The sequence below is a fragment of the Eggerthella sp. BIOML-A4 genome, from assembly GCF_009875575.1.
In the GTDB taxonomy this organism is placed as follows: Bacteria; Actinomycetota; Coriobacteriia; order Coriobacteriales; family Eggerthellaceae; genus Eggerthella; species Eggerthella lenta.
This window is the reverse complement of sequence record NZ_WWRX01000008.1, coordinates 295,496-311,141: the sequence shown is the minus strand read 5'-3', so window position 1 is coordinate 311,141 and position 15,646 is coordinate 295,496. Positions and strand designations below refer to the sequence as shown.

At 65.0% G+C, this 15,646-nt stretch carries 13 protein-coding genes; 10 read left to right on the top strand and 3 right to left on the bottom strand.

Annotated features, from left to right (window positions below; all coding sequences use genetic code 11):
* Positions 1 to 16 precede the first annotated feature (16 nt).
* Entirely contained in the window at positions 17 to 1,360 is a 1,344-nt protein-coding gene (gene purB / locus GT613_RS09930; RefSeq protein ID WP_086415087.1) for an adenylosuccinate lyase, read from the top strand.
* 120 nt (positions 1,361 to 1,480) lie between these two features.
* On the opposite strand, the gene GT613_RS09925 is transcribed toward purB, so the two are convergent.
* The gene (locus tag GT613_RS09925; RefSeq protein WP_015759899.1) at positions 1,481 to 2,962 is read right to left on the bottom strand and encodes a twin-arginine translocation signal domain-containing protein; all 1,482 of its coding nucleotides are present in this window, start codon (positions 2,960 to 2,962) and stop codon (positions 1,481 to 1,483) included.
* A 288-nt stretch (positions 2,963 to 3,250) separates the two neighbouring features.
* Here GT613_RS09925 and GT613_RS09920 point away from each other — a divergent pair, with 288 nt between their 5' ends.
* The 8 genes from GT613_RS09920 to GT613_RS09885 all read left to right on the top strand — a co-directional run bounded on the left by GT613_RS09920 (position 3,251) and on the right by GT613_RS09885 (position 12,456).
* On the top strand, positions 3,251 to 3,961 hold the full coding sequence (locus GT613_RS09920; RefSeq protein ID WP_009305830.1) for a response regulator transcription factor: 711 nt from the start codon (positions 3,251 to 3,253) through the stop codon (positions 3,959 to 3,961).
* A 6-nt stretch (positions 3,962 to 3,967) separates the two neighbouring features.
* Positions 3,968 to 5,605, top strand: coding sequence for a cell wall metabolism sensor histidine kinase WalK (locus GT613_RS09915; protein WP_009305831.1), 1,638 nt, complete (start codon positions 3,968 to 3,970; stop codon positions 5,603 to 5,605).
* An 82-nt stretch (positions 5,606 to 5,687) separates the two neighbouring features.
* Positions 5,688 to 6,566 (top strand): phosphoribosylaminoimidazolesuccinocarboxamide synthase, encoded by an 879-nt coding sequence (locus GT613_RS09910; protein ID WP_009607933.1) that lies wholly within the window; start codon positions 5,688 to 5,690, stop codon positions 6,564 to 6,566.
* Between the two features lie 182 nt (positions 6,567 to 6,748).
* Entirely contained in the window at positions 6,749 to 7,378 is a 630-nt protein-coding gene (locus tag GT613_RS09905) for a hypothetical protein (RefSeq protein ID WP_009608199.1), read from the top strand.
* Positions 7,379 to 7,388: 10 nt separating this feature from the next.
* Entirely contained in the window at positions 7,389 to 11,105 is a 3,717-nt protein-coding gene (locus GT613_RS09900; protein WP_015759901.1) for a phosphoribosylformylglycinamidine synthase, read from the top strand.
* Between the two features lie 94 nt (positions 11,106 to 11,199).
* Positions 11,200 to 11,454: an SHOCT domain-containing protein gene (locus tag GT613_RS09895; RefSeq protein ID WP_009305835.1), complete on the top strand. Its 255-nt coding sequence runs from the start codon at positions 11,200 to 11,202 to the stop codon at positions 11,452 to 11,454.
* Positions 11,455 to 11,477: 23 nt separating this feature from the next.
* The gene (locus GT613_RS09890) at positions 11,478 to 11,699 is read left to right on the top strand and encodes a hypothetical protein (protein ID WP_009305836.1); all 222 of its coding nucleotides are present in this window, start codon (positions 11,478 to 11,480) and stop codon (positions 11,697 to 11,699) included.
* Positions 11,700 to 11,706: 7 nt separating this feature from the next.
* Positions 11,707 to 12,456, top strand: a complete 750-nt coding sequence (locus GT613_RS09885; protein WP_009305837.1) for a YoaP domain-containing protein — start codon at positions 11,707 to 11,709, stop codon at positions 12,454 to 12,456.
* A 79-nt stretch (positions 12,457 to 12,535) separates the two neighbouring features.
* Here the strand turns inward: GT613_RS09885 and GT613_RS09880 are convergent, their stop codons facing one another.
* Entirely contained in the window at positions 12,536 to 13,027 is a 492-nt protein-coding gene (locus GT613_RS09880) for a hypothetical protein (protein WP_035576727.1), read from the bottom strand.
* A gap of 83 nt (positions 13,028 to 13,110) precedes the next feature.
* Here GT613_RS09880 and GT613_RS09875 point away from each other — a divergent pair, with 83 nt between their 5' ends.
* Positions 13,111 to 14,430: an MFS transporter gene (locus GT613_RS09875; RefSeq protein ID WP_226844242.1), complete on the top strand. Its 1,320-nt coding sequence runs from the start codon at positions 13,111 to 13,113 to the stop codon at positions 14,428 to 14,430.
* Here GT613_RS09875 and GT613_RS09870 read toward each other — a convergent pair.
* Positions 14,427 to 15,596 (bottom strand): Mbeg1-like protein, encoded by a 1,170-nt coding sequence (locus GT613_RS09870; protein WP_009608095.1) that lies wholly within the window; start codon positions 15,594 to 15,596, stop codon positions 14,427 to 14,429. The genes GT613_RS09875 and GT613_RS09870 overlap by 4 nt on opposite strands.
* Positions 15,597 to 15,646: the final 50 nt, after the last annotated feature.

Sequence of the window (15,646 nt, the reverse complement as noted above, 5' to 3'; positions counted from 1 at the left end):
GGTGAAAGGGACCGGCGTGATCAACCGTTACACGCGCCCCGCGATGGGCGCCATCTGGGAGTTGGAAAACAAGTTCAACATCTGGAAGGAAATCGAGGTGCTGGCCTGCGAGGCGCAGGCCGAGCTGGGCAAGTCCGGCATCATGAAGGAGGAGGCCGCGTGGATCCGCGCGCATGCCGACTTCACCGTGGAGCGCATCGACGAGATCGAGAAGGTGACGAACCACGACGTCATCGCGTTCACCACGAACATGGCCGAGTACATCGACGCCGACGTGCCGGAAGGCACCGAGCCGCCCAGCCGTTGGGTGCACTACGGCATGACGTCGTCCGACCTGGGCGACACGGCGCTGTCCTACCAGATCACGCAGGCTATCGATATCATCCTGGAAGACATCAAGCAGCTGGGCGAGACGTGCAAGCGCCGTGCCTTCGAGTTCCAGGAGACGCTGTGCGTGGGCCGCACGCACGGCATCCACGCCGAGCCCATGACGTTCGGCATGAAGTTCGGCAGCTGGGCTTGGGCCCTCAAGCGCGCGCAGACGCGCATGGAGGAAGCCCGCAAGGTGGCCGCCACGGGCGCCATCAGCGGCGCGGTGGGCACGTACTCCAGCATCGACCCGTTCGTCGAGCAGTACGTGTGCGAGCGCCTGGGCCTTGCGGCCGACCCGCTGTCCACGCAGGTGCTGGCGCGCGACCGTCACGCGCAGGTGATGGCCGGCCTGGCTGTGACGGCTTCCACACTGGAGTCCATCGCCATGCAGGTGCGCCTGCTGCAGCAGTCCGACGTCATCGAGGCCGAGGAGCCGTTCGCGAAGGGGCAGAAGGGGAGCAGCGCCATGCCGCACAAGCGCAACCCCATCACGGCCGAGCGCGTCTGCGGCCTGGCCCGCACGGTCAAGAGCAACGCGCAGGTGGCCTTCGACAACGTGGCGCTGTGGTACGAGCGCGACATCAGCCACTCCGGTGCCGAGCGGGTCGCGCTGGCCGACAGCTTCATCGCGCTGGACTACATGTTCGGCAAGATGCAGTGGATGCTGGACGGCCTGCAAACCTATCCGGCCAAGATGGAGCACAACCTGTGGCGCACGAAGGGCCTCATCTTCAGCTCGAAGGTGCTGCTGGCCCTGGTGGACACCGGCATCAGCCGCGAGGACGCCTACGTCATCGTGCAACGCAACGCCATGAAGGTGTGGGAGGATATCCAGAACGCCGTGGACGGACCCACCTATCGCGAAAACCTCGAAGCCGACCCCGAGGCGAACCTCAGCGCCGAGGTGCTGGACGAGATCTTCGACCCTTGGGACTTCCTCACCCGTAAAGACGTGGTATTCGACCGCCTCAAGGAGCTGGAGTTCTAAAAGCTGCCGCCTACCTTACGTAGAGGCATCAGGAAGCCCCGTCCTGCGGGGCTTCCTGTTTTTGATGGGTGCGATATCTTTGTGCCGGCTTACGCAGATGGTCTGGGACGGAGAAGGCGTTTAAGCTGGTGTCCATACCCTTACGAGGCAGTACTTCCTGGCCTCGCCGTCGAGGGGCTTGTCGTCGATGTTTGTGTACGTGACCACGGCATCGCGCGAGCCGGTGGACGCCAGGTACTCGCCGTAATCGTCAGCGCCGCTTTTCACGTCGAAGGCGAACCAGTCGTTCGTGTCGAAGTTGATGCCCACGACTTGCGTGCGCGACTTCACCATGAGGTACGACCCGCACCAGGCAGGCGGCGCGGTAGGGTTGCGGCTGAAACGGAACCACGGCGCGTTGCTGTAGTCGCCGTTCGTCACGGCGCTGGCCGGGGTGTACGTGCCGATGCTGGCGATACCTCCGCCGTACTGGTAGCCGGCATCGAACGAGAACATGAACCCGGTGTTGCCGTAGCCGGCTTCCAGCGGTTTCATGGACGTGGGCAGCGCCATGGTGTCCAGCGCTTCGCCCGTGTTGGCATCCACGCGCACGAGCTGGTAGTGGATGGACGAGGTGTCCGTGCGCGGCGTGATGACCACGGAGTCGCCGGTGGCGTAGGGAGCCGTCGCCATGCGGCCGATCGAGGTCCACAGCGTCTCGATGTCGTTCGCTCCCATGGTGGCGCGCTTGAACAGCGACGGCTCGGTTTTCTTCGGACCGCTCGCTTTCGGCAACACCTGCCAGAATGCGCGGTTTCCCACGGCGGCGATGGTGGGCATCTCCCAATCGCCGTCGCCTTCTTCCACCAGCGCGGGATTGCCCAGAGCCGCACCATCGGTACGCGCGGTGTATATGCGCCAGACGCCGTCGAGGATGTCCGCCTCGGCCCAGATGAGACCCGAGGATGTGGCGCGCACGTCGTAGATTTCGAAGCCTTCGTCGGATCCGACGGCCTGCTCCAGCACCACGGTGGAGTTTCCCGAGCTCAGCGAAAGCAGCGCCACCTGGGTCAGCGGCTTGCCGGTGTCGGTGGGCAAGAGGCATGCGGCCAAATCGTCGTCGTTCGCCCAGACGAGCGAGCCGTACGGCAGCTCGTAATTCCCCACCTGGTTCATGAGCGTCGTTGGATCTTCCGCCTGGACGAACGTGTTGGTGAACTCGTCGGACGCAGACGACAGCACCGCGTCTTCGGGCACCTTGAGCACTACGAGGTTGTCATCTGGGTCGTTCTTCGTCTGCTCGATTACGACGGATGCGCCGCCGCCCACGGCCGCCAAAGCGCCCACGCCCAACGCTCCGTACAGGAAGTGGCGGCGGGTGAGCAGAACCTCGCCTCCGTTCGGCGTGGGAACGCGAACGCCGTTGCCGCCGGCGTTGCCGTTAGAGGTGCCGCGCGGAGCGGGGGACGATGGGGAGGGCGATGCGGAGGACGAGCGGCGATGCGCGCCGACCGAGCCCATGGCGCTGGCGCTGCCGTACCCCGCCACGTTGCCGACGTCTGCGGAGCCCCCGCGACGACCGCTGCCGCCGTGTGCTCCGCCGTATCCGGCGACGTTTCCCACATGCCCACCGCGCGCGTTCGGTTTTCCGCCGGCGTACAGCGCGCCTCCCCGGGAGGCTGCGCGCCTGTTCGCAAGGCGTTTCTTAGCAACGGTCGGTTTCGCGTGATTCGCGTGTGTTGATCTGCGGGTTACCATGGTGTTTATTGTGTCATTTCACGCACAGGTTAAAGCGCCCTTCGGTCTAATTGCTACAATAAACGCAAACACGACCAATACGCTCGGAACTGGTCCGCGTAGGGAACGCGGGCGCGCATTGTCCGAGATGTCAGCGAGCTTGAGGAGTGATCCATGAGCAACGAAACACGACGCATCCTTTTGGTTGAAGACGAAAAGGCCATCCGCGACGCCGTGACGGCCTATCTTGAACGCGAGAATTACTGGGTGACGGCGGTCGGCGACGGCCAGGAGGCGCTCGAGGAGTTCTCGAAGCACCACTTCGATCTTGTCATCCTCGACCTCATGCTGCCCCGCGTGCCGGGCGAGCGCGTCTGCCGCGCCATCCGCGACAACTCCGACGTGCCCATTATCATGCTCACCGCTAAGGGCGAGGTGGAAGACCGCATCATCGGTCTGGAGCTGGGCGCCGACGACTACCTGGTGAAGCCGTTCAGCCCCCGCGAGCTGGTTGCTCGCGCCCGCGCGCTTCTGCGCCGCGTGCACGCCGATTCCGAGCCGCAGCGCGAAGTGCTGGAGTTCGGCGAGCTCACCATCGACGTGTCGGGGCACAAAGTGCTGGTCAACAACGAGGAGATCGATCTCACCGCCAGCGAGTTCAAGCTGCTCACCACGCTGTCCCGCTACCCGGGTCGCGTGTACTCGCGCATGGAGCTGGTGGAGAAGGTGCTGGGCTACGACTTCGAGGGCTACGAGCGCACCATCGACTCGCATGTGAAGAACCTGCGCGCGAAGATCGGCGACAACCCGCGCAGCCCGAAGTGGCTGCACACCGTTCACGGCGTGGGCTACCGCTTCGAGGATCCCACGAAAGTTGCGCAGTAAACCGACGTGCGAGACGCAAGCGAACAGGCTGCATCGCCAGCCTCCGATGCGCAAGAAACCGCATCGCACACCCCGGTCGTCGAGCGTTTGACGGTCGAAGCCGATACGGGCACCACGGGGCCCATCGTCGTGCCGCACGAGAGCGACGGCAAAAAGCGCCGCGGCATCCGTTTCGGCTGGGACAACCTGACGTACACCACGCGCGTCACGGCCGCGTTCGCCTTCATCGCGGCCATGACCGCGCTTGTGGCCATCGGCGTGCTGTCGTTCGTGTGGGAGCAGCACTTCCAGACGTATACGCAGGCCAACATCTATAAACTCGCCGAATCCACGGCCGAGCAGATCGCGGAGATCTACTCGGATACGGGCACGCTCGACAACGTCGGCATCGCGACGGTTGCGGGCTATGCGGCAAAGCTGAACGGCGTGGGCGTCAAGATCTTCGACAACCAAACCGGCAGCGTCGTGTACGATTCCACGATTCCGCCCAGCGAAAACGGAAATGATATGCCGGGCAAGGACTACAGTCGAGGATCGCTCGCGCCTCCTCCCGGAGACAGCGACCAGCTGGCCATCGCCCCCATCATCACCGACAACGTCGCCGTCGGATCCGTCCACATGTGGGTGTACGGCTCCGAGGCGCTGCTCAGTCAGACCGACGAGGAATTCCGTAACAACTCGTACCAGGCCATGGTGTTCGCGACGGCGCTCGCCATCGTGCTGGCATCATGCATCGGCTTCTTGTTCGCGCGTACGCTGGTCAGCCCCATCAACCGCATGACCACCACGGCGAAGGCCATCAAGGAAGGCGACCTGTCGGCCCGCACCGAGCTGCACGGCGAGGACGAGATCGCGCACCTGGGCGAGACGTTCGACGCGATGGCCGACTCCATCGAGCGCGACCGCGAGCTGGAGCGCCGTCTGACCACCGACGTGGCGCATGAGCTGCGTACGCCGCTGATGGCCATCCAATCCACTGTGGAAGCGATGGTGGACGGCGTGTTCGAGGCCGACGAGGAGCGCCTGGAAACCGTGAACTCCGAGGTGCAGCGCCTCAGCCGCCTGGTAGACGCCATCTTGAAGCTTTCGCGTTTGGAGAGCCGCTCTACGCCTATGAAGAAGGAAGTGGTCAATGTGGGCGAGCTGATCGCCGGCATCGTGGCCACGCACGAGGCGTTCGTAGCCGATTCTGGCCTCACGCTGAAGTACGAGATGGAGCAAGGCGTGCGCGTGCTAGGCGACGCGGACATGATTCGCCAGGCAACCGCCAACCTCATCTCGAACGCGGTTCGTTACACGTCCGAAGGGGGCTTGGTTACCGTGCGCGTGAAGCGCGGCGACATCATGGCGTCCATCAGCGTGCAGGACACGGGCATCGGCCTCACGCCCGACGAGGCGAAGATGGTGTTCTCGCGCTTCTGGCGCGCCGACGCGGGACGCACGCGCGAGAGCGGCGGCCTGGGCATCGGCTTGTCCGTGGTGAAGGAGATCGTCGAGCGCCACAACGGCTGGGTGCAGGTGGAAGGCCGCAAGGGAGAGGGCGCATGCTTCACCATTCACATCCCGCTGTACCAGGGCGACGAGCAGCAGCGCGGGCAGAAATCGCAAAAATCGCGTGGGAAGTCGCGTAAAGACCAGAAATAGACGATAATAGGGCGCGCCGACGGAGAAGGGGAGCGCCGGGTGCCGCAGAGCGGCGTTTCGAGAGAGCAACGAAAGGACCAGCATGACCGGAATCGACATCAAGCCTGATGCACAAGGGAAAGTCCGCGATCTGTACGATCTGGGCGACAAGCTGCTGCTTGTGGCGACGGACCGCATCTCGGCGTTCGATTACATCCTGGAAGACGAGATCCCCCACAAGGGCGCGGTGCTCACGCAGCTGTCGTGCTTCTGGTTCGAGCTTCTGGACGGCGTGGTGGAGAACCATCTCATCTCCTCCGACGTGGCCGACCTGCCCGAGCAGTTCCAGCCGTACGCCGACTACCTGCGCGGCCGCTTCATGCTGGTGAAGAAGGCCGACATGTTCCCCGCCGAGTGCATTGTGCGCGGCTACCTGGCCGGCAGCGGCCTCAAAGAGTACCAGAAGCAGGGCACTGTGTGCGGCATCCAGCTGCCCGAGGGCCTGGTGAACTCGTCGAAGCTTCCCGAGCCCATCTTCACGCCCTCGACGAAGGCCGAGATCGGCGACCACGACGAGAACATCAGCTACGAGCGCCTCGTGGAGATCATCGGCGAGGACGACGCTTCGCAGCTGCGCGACCTTGCGCTGAAGGTATACACCACGGCGCGCGACCACGCGGCCGAGCGCGGCGTGATCATCGCCGACACGAAGTTCGAGTTCGGCCGCCTGAACGGCCAGATCATCCTGGCCGACGAGGTGCTGACGCCCGATTCGTCCCGCTTCTGGCCGGGCGATGAGTACGCCGAGGGCAAGGACCAGCCCAGCTTCGACAAGCAGTTCGTGCGCGACTGGCTGAACGCCAACTGGGATCGTCAGGGCAACCCGCCCCGCCTGCCCCAGGACATCATCGACCGCACCAGCGAGAAGTACATCCAGGCCTACGAGAAGATCACGGGTAGAACTTTCGTTCCGTTTGCCTAACGGCAACCGGAACTTCTCGACGCTGCGAGGCGTTGAGGCGTCCGGCCTTGCCGCTCCAAGCTTCGCTCACGTGCAAAAGCACGCTTCGCAAAGCTTTCACGACAATTCCGGGCACCTCAACGCCTCTCGCTGACTTTGACGGACCTGCGAGGTTCGAGGCAATCAACAAGGAGCAATAACCCATGTCCCAGCGTAACCCTATGAACGACCGGTACCAGACCGACGAGCATCGCGGCCAGACGCGCAAGAGCGCGGCCACCATGAAGCCGAAGACGAAGGCGGCTTCGTCGGTGCGCATCCAGCCCACCGTGAAGACGAAGCAGCAGAAGAAGGCTGACAAGAAGGCCGCACGAGCGAAGCAGACCGAGATCGATCGGCAGTACTACAACCCGCCCACGCCGGAATACAAGCGTCTTCGCAAAATCTGGTGGGGTCTTTTGATCGGCGCCATCGTGATGACGGCTATGTCGTGGTTCGGCCGCGCCTTCCTGCCCGAGGTGGGAACCTATGTGGTGCTGGGCCTGGCCTATGTGTGCATCATCGGCGCCTTATACGTGGACTTCTCGAAAATCCGCAAGGTGCGACGCGCCTATCAGGAAGAGATGATGTCCAAAAAAACCAAGGAGATGCGCGCAGCAGAAAAGCAGCAGAAGGCCGCGCAGCGCGCCGCCAAGCAGAAGGTGGAGGAGGCTCCGGCCGTGGAGGAGGCGCCTAAGAAGCGCGGCCTGTTCGGCAACGGGTTCCGCCTGCCGAAGAAGCAGGAGGCCGAGCCGATGGAGGCGAAAACTTCCGACAAGGATTCGACGAAGTAAGGTGGGGACCATGGTTTCTCGTGTCTACGTGGAGAAGAAGCCCGGCTTCGACGGGGAGGCGAAGCAGCTGAAAGAGGAGCTGCGCAGCCTGCTGGGCGTCGGCGCGCTTGAGAATCTCCGCATGGTGAATCGCTACGACGTGGAGGGGATCTCGGACGAGCTGTTCGCTCAGTGCGTGCCCACCGTGTTCAGCGAGCCGCAGTCCGACATCGCGACGCTGGAGATGCCCGAGGCGAACGGGGTGGCGGTGTTCGCCGTGGAGTACCTTCCCGGCCAGTTCGACCAGCGCGCCGATTCTGCAAGCGAATGCATCCAGCTGATCAGCCAGGGCGAGCGCCCCGAGGTGCGCAGCGCGAAGGTGTACATGCTGGAGGGCGCGCTGTCCGACGAGGACGTCGCCGCCATCAAGCACTACGTGATCAACCCCATCGAAGCGCGCGAGGCGTCGCTTGATGTGCGCGAGACGCTGCACCTGGAACAGCCCGTGCCGGGCATGGTGGAGACGGTGGACGGGTTCCTGGAGCTGGACGAGGCGGGCCTGGCGGCGTTCATCGCCGACCGCGGCCTGGCCATGGACCTGGCCGACATCGCGTTCTGCCAGCAGTACTTCGCCGAAGAGGGGCGCAACCCCACCATCACCGAAATCAAGATGATCGACACGTACTGGTCCGATCACTGCCGCCACACCACGTTCGGCACCGTGCTGGACAACGTGGCAGTGGAGGACGAGGCCGTGCAGGCCGCGTTCGAGAAGTACCTTGAGATGCGCCACGAGCTGGGCCGCGACGAGAAGCCGGTGTGCCTCATGGACATGGGCACCATCGGCGCGCGCTGGCTGAAGGCGAAGGGCGTGCTGACCGGCCTCGACGAGTCCGAGGAGATCAACGCCTGCACCGTGAAGTGCAAGGTGGACGTGGACGGCGAAGAGCAGGACTGGCTGTACCTGTTCAAGAACGAGACGCACAACCATCCTACCGAAATCGAGCCGTTCGGCGGCGCAGCCACCTGCGTGGGCGGCGCCATCCGCGACCCCTTGTCGGGCCGCAGCTACGTCTACCAGGCCATGCGCGTGACGGGCGCGGCCGACCCGCTGGTTCCCGTGAGCGAGACGCTGCCGGGCAAGCTGCCGCAGCGCAAGCTGGTGACCACCGCGGCCGCGGGCTACTCTTCGTACGGCAACCAGATCGGCTTGGCAACCGGCCAGGTGAACGAGCTGTACCATCCCGGCTACGCCGCGAAGCGCATGGAGATCGGCGCCGTGGTGGGCGCCACGCCGGCCGACCACGTGCGTCGCGAGACGCCCGCTCCGGGCGACGTGGTGGTGCTGCTGGGCGGCCGCACGGGCCGCGACGGCATCGGCGGCGCCACGGGCTCCTCGAAGGCGCACAAGCTGGAATCGCTCGAGAGCTGCGGCGCCGAGGTGCAGAAGGGCAACGCGCCCGTGGAGCGCAAGATCCAGCGCCTGTTCCGTCGGGGCGACGCCTGCAAGCTGATCAAGCGCTGCAACGACTTCGGCGCGGGCGGCGTGTCCGTGGCCATCGGCGAGCTGGCCGACGGCCTGTTCATCGACCTCAACAAGGTGCCGAAGAAGTACGACGGCCTTGACGGCACCGAGCTGGCCATCTCCGAGAGCCAGGAGCGCATGGCCGTTGCCCTGGCGGCCGAGGACGTGGACGAGTTCATCGGCTACGCGCACGAGGAGAACCTCGAAGCAACCCCCATCGCCACGGTGACGGAGGAGGCGCGCGTGCGCATGGAGTGGAACGGCGCCGTCATCGTGGACGTGAGCCGCGACTTCCTCAACAGCAACGGCGCGGCGAAGCACCAGGACGTGCGCGTGCTGCCGGGTGGAACGTACGAGCGCACCTGGGCGGGCGACACGCTGGCCGAGCGCATGAACGCGCTGGTCACCGACTTGAACGTGTGCTCGAACAAGGGCCTGTCCGAGCGCTTCGACTCCACCATCGGCGCGGGCACGGTGCTCATGCCGTTCGGCGGGTCGCGCCAGCTGACGCCGGCGATGGCCATGGTGGCGAAGCTGCCCGTGTTCGGCGAGACCACCACGGTCAGCGGCATGGCCTGGGGCTTCAACCCCTACCTCACCGAGGCGAACCAGTTCACCGGCTCGTACATCGCCGTGGTGGAGAGCGTGGCGCGCCTCGTGGCCGCCGGCTTCTTCCACAAGGACATGTACCTGACGTTCCAGGAGTACTTCGAGAAGCTGCGCGACGAGCCCGAGCGCTGGGGCAAGCCCGCCGCCGCCGTGCTGGGCGCGCTGATGGCGCAGGTGGACCTGGGTATCGGCTCCATCGGCGGCAAGGACTCCATGTCGGGCAGTTTCGAGCAGCTGGACGTGCCGCCCACGCTGGTGTCGTTCGCCACGGCCATCGGCTCGGTGGATCGCGCGACGTCGCCCGAGTTCAAGCAGGCGGGCAGCCGCGTGGTGCGCATCGCGCCCGCGTCGTACGACGGTGTCACGCCCGACGCCGCCGGCTTGGTGGAGGCGTTCGAGCTGGTGGAGCGCTTGATCGGCGACGGTGCGGCGCTGGCCGTGTCCACGCCGGGATACGGCGCGACGGCTGAGGCTCTGTTCAAGATGAGCGTGGGCAACGGCATCGGCGTGAAGCTGACTGATTCGGTGACGGCCGACGAGCTGTTCGCCCCGTCGTACGGCAGCTTCCTCGTGGAGCTGGCTCCGTGCGTGGAGCTGCCGCATGCGTCCGACGTCGTGCGCGTGGACGAGGTGGGCGAGACGACCGAGGCCTACGAGTTCGCCGCCTGCGGCGAGGTCATCGACCTGGTCGGGTTGCAGGAAGCGTGGGAGGGCCACCTCGAGTCGGTGTTCCCGTACCGCGCCGAGGGCGATGCCGTGGAAACGGTGTCCTTCACCAGTGCCGCGCCGCTGGTGTACAACGGCACCATCGCGCGCCCGCGCGTCATCATCCCCGTGTTCCCGGGCAACAACTGCGAGTACGATTCGGCGCGCGCCTTCGAGCAGGCGGGAGCTGTGGCCGAGACGCTCATCATCAACAATCTGACCCCCGACAAGGTGGCCGAGAGCACCGAGGCGCTGGTGAAGGCCATCGAGAACAGCCAGATCATCATGATCCCCGGCGGGTTCTCCGGCGGCGACGAGCCCGACGGCTCGGCCAAGTTCATCACGGCGTTCTTCCGCGCTCCGGCCGTCACCGAAGCGGTGCGCGACCTGCTGCAGAACCGCGACGGCCTCATGCTGGGCATCTGCAACGGTTTCCAGGCGCTCGTGAAGTTGGGTCTCGTGCCGTTCGGCGACATCCGCCCCATGGACGAGGAGTGCCCCACGCTCACGTTCAACACCATCGGTCGTCATCAGAGCCGTCTGGTGCGCACGCGCGTGGCATCGAACCTGTCGCCGTGGCTGAGCCGCTGCGAGGTGGGCGACATCCATACGGTGCCCGTGAGCCACGGCGAGGGCCGCTTCGTCGCGTCGCCCGAGCTGGCGGCCCAGTTGGCTGCGAACGGCCAGATCGCCACGCAGTACGTGGACGAGCAGGGCGTGCCGTCGATGAGCCTTGACGTGAACCCGAACGGATCGGTACTGGCCATCGAGGGCATCACCAGCCCCGACGGCCGCATCCTCGGCAAGATGGGCCACAGCGAGCGCCGCGGCTACGGTCTGTACCAGAACGTCCCCGGCGACCGCTACCAGCAGCTGTTCGAGGGCGGCGTGGGTTACTTCACGGACTAGGGGCTTCTCGCATCAAGTTTTCTCGCGCGGCGCATCTTCGGGTGCGCCGCGCTTGCTATACTGGTTGAAAAAGGCCTCGCGGAAAGGCGGCTTCATGAAGATACTGGGTTTGGGTGTTCCGGAAATGCTCATCATGCTGATGTTGCTGGTGCCCGTCGCACTCGTGGTCGCGCTCATCGTGGTGTTGGCGAAGCGCGCCGGCAGCCAACAGCCTTTGCCCGATGAGCGCCAGCGCGCGAGCGCGCTTGCCTACCAGCGTCTTTCGCAGCTTGACGACCTGTATAAACGCGGCGCCATCACCGAAGAAGAGTACGCGTTGAAAAAGCAGGAGTGTATGCGCGATCTGTAAGCCTGATCGGAAAGGCGGCTCTCATGGGGTTCATGGATGGGTTCGAGCGCGGGTTGTCTGGCAATTACCGTTACGAGATCGCGGGGAAGGCGGTGGTCTGCTCGCATTGCGGCGGCGAGGAATTCGATGAGCGCTCGGGGCAATTGAACACAGCCGGCGCGTCGCTTCTCAACCTCGATTGGGCCAACGCGACCGCGCGTGTGCTTGTATGCCAAAGCTGCGGTCATTTGGAATGGTTTCTTTAGGAGGAGCATGGATCCCGAATTCGTCAACCTAACCCCCGAGAACCTTGCCGACGAGCATCTTTCCTGCATCATTCGCGTCAGGAAGCCCCATCCCGGCGTCGAGGCGAAGCGCCAATGGCTCGCCGATCGGCTGCGCGAAGGCCATGTGTTCCGAAAGCTGCAGGTGAAAGACCCGGTTTTCATCGAGTACGCGCCGCTTGAAACGGCGTGGGTTCCCGTGCTGGGCGACAACTACCTGTACGTGTACTGCCTCTGGGCGTACGGTGCCGGCAAGGGCAAAGGCTACGGGCGCGCGCTCATGGAGTACTGCCTGGCCGACGCGCGAGTGCAAGGCAAGTCGGGCGTGTGCCTGCTGGGGGCGAAGAAGCAGAAGGCGTGGCTGACCGATCAGGCGTTCGCGCGGAAGTTCGGCTTCGAAGTGGTCGACGCTACCGACGACGGCTACGAGTTGCTGGCTCTGTCGTTCGACGGGACGGTGCCGCGGTTCGCGCCGCACGCGAAAGCCCAGGCTATCGACAGCGACGAGCTGACGATCTACTACGATTTCCAGTGCCCTTACGTGCCCGAGCGCATCGAGGCGATCCGGCGGTATTGCGAGGCGAACGACGTGCCGCTGACGCTCATCCAAGTGGATTCGCTGCAAAAGGCGAAGGAGCTGCCCGGCGTCTTTAACAACTGGGGCGTGTTCTACAAAGGGAAGTTCGAGACGGTGAACGTTCTGGATACCACGTACCTCAAGAGGATCCTCAAGAAATAGGAGCGTTGCAGACGCGACAACTCACGGTGTCCTGCGCATCATCCAGTCCGTTCCCTCTCCGAAGGCCGAGCCTTTCAAGCTATGGCTCGCCCAGGTTGGCGCCGAGCGCATCGAGGAAACCGTCGATCCCGAACAGGGAATCGATCGCGCGTTCGAGCTGGTGCTCAACATGCTTGCCGATGCGCTGAGCGACGTCGAGGCCCTGGAGGCGGGGATGTCCAGCAGCACCGCCCTGAGCGATGTCAGCACCCAGGAGCTGCTCTCGCGCCTTCGCCGTCGGACATCCCCAGCCCATTGAGCACGTAGGAGTCGCTGGACGTCCAACAGCGGTTCGCATCCTCGCACTCTTCGCTGCAAGCTCCGGGCGCGAATCGCCGGCGAGCGGCATCGCCCGTGTGCGCTCGTCGGCTCTGCGCAGCGCGGGTTCGCCGTATGTTGGCGGCTTCGTTCGGGCGCGATCGGGCTTGCCGCTCGCGTGCTTCTTCGCCGCCGCTTGCGGGTCGCTTTCGTTCTCTGCTGCTCGCTGACCGAGCGAGGCGCTACGCCCGCCATCGGTCGGCTTCGGCGGCATCGGTTCCGTGATTGAATGGCGCATCTTTTAACCGAAAACGCTCGAAGGCCTGGCGGCCCCAGAGCGGAGAAGGGAGTATGCGCATGCGGCAGCACACGACGAACCAAACAGGCGGTGAACGGCGTTCGCGCCGATTGCATCCGGCATGGCTCATCCTCATCGCCTGTTGCTTCCTGCAAGCGGGAGGCATGGGCACCATCAACAACGCGGCGGGCATCATGGTTCCCGCCGTGCTGGGCGATCTGCAGTTCTCGCAGGGCAGCTTCATGCTGTACTTCACGATCCAGGGTTTGTGCATGACGGCGGCGCTTCCCGTGGCGGGGAAGCTGTTGCCGAAGGTGAGCATGCGCGTGCTGGTGAGCGTCGGCATGGTGGCGGCCGCGCTGGCGTTCGCGTCCATGGGGCAGTTCAACGCGGTGTGGCAGTGGTACGTGGCGGGGGCGGTGCTGGGCGTGGCGGCCGCGTTCGCGTTCCTGCTGCCGGCACCCGTCATGATAGGCAACTGGTTCAAGAAGAAGGCGGGCCTTGCGATGGGCATCGCCATGGCCTGCTCGGGCATCGGCGGGGCGGTGATGAACCCGTTGGGCGGCGCGCTCATCCAATCGTTGGGATGGCGGCCCACCTATGCGGTGCTCGCCCTGATCGCAGCCGTGCTGGTGCTGCCGTTCTCGCTGCTGGTGATGAAGTTCAAGCCGGCCGACCCGCGCGATGCCTATGGAGCCGACGAGGTGGAAGACACCCCGGCGAGCAGCGGAGCCGAAACGGCGTCCGGCGTCTCGGCGGCTCGCGCCGTGCGTTCGCTGGCGTTCGCGTGCGTGTTCCTGGTTGCGGGATTCCTGTCGCTCGAGAGCGCGTTTTTGCAGCTGATGCCCACGTACGCCGGCACCGTCGGGCTCGCCGCCGTCGCAGCGTTCCTTCCTTCCATCGCCATGATCAGCAACATCGTGGGCAAGCTGGTGCTGGGGTGGCTGGCCGACGCCGTGGGGCCGCGCAACGCGACGCTGTGCGGCTTCGGCGTGGGCGTGACCGCGTTCGCGCTGTTCCTAGCCTCGAACGGCAACGTGGGGATGGTCATGGTGGCGGCCGCCTTGTTCGGCGTGCTTACGGCGATGGTGACGGTGAACGTGCCGCTGCTGGTGCGCAGCGCGTTCGGATCGAAGGATTACGGCACGCTGTTCTCGTACGTGAGCATCGGCACATCGCTGGTAGGCTCGCTGGGCATTTCGGTGTATGGGTTCCTGTTCGACCGCTTCGGCTCGTACGATCCCGGCCTGATGCTGGGCATTGGCACGGGCGTTGCGAGCGCCGCGCTGCTGCTGGTGGGTATGGCTGCGGCAAAGCGCCTGATGGGCGCCGCGCACGTGCGAAGCGGCGCGGTGCAGGCGGAGGAGCCCGCGTTCTAAGAGCGCGCTTTTTTCTTCGGGACGATGCGTTCGACGATGCCCTGGGTGACGCGGTGGCCTGCCAGCTCGGCAAGCGAGCCGAGGGCGCCGACCAGGGTTTCGCGAGCGGTCCCGTCGATGTTCTTGGCCGCCTCGCTCAGCAGGGCCACCGTTTTCGCCCCGCCGAAGAAGACCTCGGTGGCGTTCTGGGCGCCCGAGGCCTCGACGGCTTTGAACAGCGCGTCGACGATGGCCGCCGCTTCCTCGTCGGAGTAGCGCGCCAGCCATTCGGTGAGCAGCGCGTCGGTGAACCGGGCGTTTTCGGTGAGGTTGTCGAGGTAGACGAAATCGTCGCCGTCGACCTCCCACGAGAACGGGCTGTGCTGCAAAAGGCCGCGCTCGGTGCTGTGCACCACGAGCGGCGGGGTGTGCGACTCCATGAGCATACCGATGACGGAGTCCTGCGGGACGGTGCGGTGGATGCGGCCGTCCAGCTTTCTCCAATCATCGGGCGAGAACGCGCCCGCTTTGAAACCGGGGCCGTCGTGCGTGTACACGCGCTCGATGCGGTCCTGCACAGCGGCGGACGCGTTCAGCGCGGCGTACAGCGCGAGGTTGGCGCCCTTCGAGTGGCCGCCCACGAACAGCCGGCGAGGCAGGTGCGGCGCTACGGCCTCCAGGTAGCGCGCGGCTTGCTCCTGGGCGGGCACGGGCGCGGTGTAGCACATGTTGAAGTTCTCGCGCCAGCCGGTGATGGACGTGTCGGTTCCGCGGAAGCCCACGTAGGCGAATTCCTTCTTGTAGACGAACGTCATGGCGGCGAACTGCGTCTGCCGCTCGGTATCGAACAGGCTGAGGTAATCGCGGATGACCATGTCGCGAAACCGCGGGCTGGCGGCGAGTGCCAGCATATTTTCCTTCACGCGGCCAGGGATGAGGCCCGAGAACATATGCTCATAGTGTTCGGCACGCAATGTATCGAGGAAGTGGGCGGGGCGTCCCGAAGGGGATAGCAGGTTCTTCACGATGGTGCCGAGCCTGCCGAACGCCTTGCGCTCGCGCAGCGGCGGCACGATCCCTTCGGCGCGCACCATGCAGAACTGGGAAAGCGCCGCCGAATCGACCGGGTTGAACGGCTTTTCCTCGAATGAGGCGAACTCCGTGCCGAGATAGTCGAGAATGTTCATGCAGCAGCGCTCCTAGCATCCGATACCGCCTGCGTCGCCTCTCATCATAC

Excerpts from the sequence above, each read along its gene's own strand:
- GT613_RS09920 (WP_009305830.1), top strand. The coding sequence starts at position 3,251 with ATGAGCAACGAAACACGACGCATCCTTTTGGTTGAAGACGAAAAGGCC.
- GT613_RS09910 (WP_009607933.1), top strand. The coding sequence starts at position 5,688 with ATGACCGGAATCGACATCAAGCCTGATGCACAAGGGAAAGTCCGCGAT.
- GT613_RS09905 (WP_009608199.1), top strand. The coding sequence starts at position 6,749 with ATGTCCCAGCGTAACCCTATGAACGACCGGTACCAGACCGACGAGCAT.
- GT613_RS09900 (WP_015759901.1), top strand. The coding sequence starts at position 7,389 with ATGGTTTCTCGTGTCTACGTGGAGAAGAAGCCCGGCTTCGACGGGGAG.
- GT613_RS09895 (WP_009305835.1), top strand. The coding sequence starts at position 11,200 with ATGAAGATACTGGGTTTGGGTGTTCCGGAAATGCTCATCATGCTGATG.
- GT613_RS09890 (WP_009305836.1), top strand. The coding sequence starts at position 11,478 with ATGGGGTTCATGGATGGGTTCGAGCGCGGGTTGTCTGGCAATTACCGT.
- GT613_RS09885 (WP_009305837.1), top strand. The coding sequence starts at position 11,707 with ATGGATCCCGAATTCGTCAACCTAACCCCCGAGAACCTTGCCGACGAG.
- GT613_RS09880 (WP_035576727.1), bottom strand. The coding sequence starts at position 13,027 with ATGCCGCCGAAGCCGACCGATGGCGGGCGTAGCGCCTCGCTCGGTCAG.
- GT613_RS09875 (WP_226844242.1), top strand. The coding sequence starts at position 13,111 with ATGCGGCAGCACACGACGAACCAAACAGGCGGTGAACGGCGTTCGCGC.
- GT613_RS09870 (WP_009608095.1), bottom strand. The coding sequence starts at position 15,596 with ATGAACATTCTCGACTATCTCGGCACGGAGTTCGCCTCATTCGAGGAA.